The sequence below is a fragment of the Methylibium rhizosphaerae genome (genome assembly GCF_006386545.1).
GTDB lineage: Bacteria > Pseudomonadota > Gammaproteobacteria > Burkholderiales > Burkholderiaceae_C > Pseudorivibacter > Pseudorivibacter rhizosphaerae.
Map to the genome: position 1 here is coordinate 1 of NZ_SWAR01000164.1, position 854 is coordinate 854.

Below are 854 nucleotides of genomic sequence, written 5' to 3' on the forward strand. Positions count from 1 at the left end.
TCTCATTCGAAGCAAAGTATTCGTCGTACTCTGAAGGTTGCCCCGCAACCTATAGCGGAAGCAAAGATGTCTCCGTTTCACTCTCTCCTCTATAGCGCAAGGCCTAACCCCTCCGTCAAGGGGGCCTGCCTTCGGCAGGCCCCTTACGTCGAACGTTGGGCGTCATGAGTAACCACCGTACTGCCTTGATCCGCACCGCGGCCGAAGAGGCTTGTCTCTCTGCCGAAGCGGCCGAGGTGCTCATCGCTGAGTGCCCTTGGCTGGACGGTGTGGAGGAAGTCAATGATTCACTCGGGCCGGAGTTGCTTTCGGAGCAAGCGAGGAGTCTGCATCTTTCCGGTAAGCAGGTTGAAGAGTTCTTCTATTGCTACAACGCGCGCGTTCGGGCGGTTGCCAATCCGCTGGCGTTGGTGCAGTCCGAAGCCTATGCGGCGATGGCCACAGCCCTCGTCGGGCAAGGGCGAGAGGACGCATTCGGCGAGGGCGACTACTGGTTGATCTCCGATTCTTTCTCCACGCGCACGCCGACCATCGTCGTGTTCAACGGCTTTCGTCTTTCCAGGGAGGCTGTGCAGGCGCTGCAGCGCATTCTGTGCACATACGCATGCGCTTTCAGCGAGTTGCGCATCTCCTCAGAAGAGGGTGCCGAAGTCCTTACGCTACGACCACAATGAAGCCCAACCCCTCCATCGAGCGGACGCCCTCCGGCATGCTTCGCACGCCTACGGTTGCCGCTCATGTCGAACGTTAGGCCATATGAACGTGAGCGTGACCTACGACATCTGCCCCAAATGCCACACCAAGTTCGAGGTCCGTGGCAACCGCGCTCATCCAGCCGTCTTCTCTGAGCTTGT

General features: G+C 59.1%; 1 protein-coding gene. It reads left to right on the forward strand.

Going from position 1 to position 854, the window contains the following annotated elements; all coding sequences use genetic code 11:
• Window positions 1-164: 164 nt before the first annotated feature.
• Window positions 165-674 (forward strand): hypothetical protein, encoded by a 510-nt coding sequence (locus E8D38_RS27925; RefSeq protein WP_140637588.1) that lies wholly within the window; start codon window positions 165-167, stop codon window positions 672-674.
• The last annotated feature ends 180 nt before the right edge of the window (window positions 675-854 follow it).